Annotated in this window: 1 protein-coding gene; it reads left to right on the plus strand. The window is 67.5% G+C overall.

Annotation, left to right across the window (positions count from 1 at the left end):
• A partial coding sequence (locus AAIL68_RS17625) for a DDE-type integrase/transposase/recombinase (protein WP_347141080.1) occupies positions 1–424 on the plus strand: 424 nt, incomplete at both ends.

Raw genomic sequence — 424 nt, forward strand, 5'->3', positions numbered from 1 at the left:
ACGGCTATGGCTACTCGGCCTTTTGCGAGCATTACCGCCGCTGGGTCGGGCGCCTTTCGCCGGTGATGCGCCAGCGCCATGTCGCAGGCGAGCGGATGTTCGTCGACTACTCGGGCACCCGGATGGCGGTGACCGACCCGGTGACCGGCGCGGTCCGTCCGGCGGAGATCTTCATCGCCGTCATGGGCGCCTCGAACATGACTTACGCCGAGGCGACCTGGAGCCAGGCGCTGCCAGATTGGATCGGCGCTCATACCCGCGCCTTCGCTGCATTTGGCGCGGTGCCGGCGCTGGTGGTCTCCGACAACTTGAAGTCCGGCGTGATCCGGGCCTGCTTCTACGAGCCCGAGATCAACCGCAGCTACGCCGAGATGGCGGCGCACTATGGCACCGCCATCCTTCCGGCGCGGCCCTACAAACCGCG

The organism is Paracoccus sp. SSK6, from assembly GCF_039770665.1.
Lineage (GTDB): Bacteria > Pseudomonadota > Alphaproteobacteria > Rhodobacterales > Rhodobacteraceae > Paracoccus.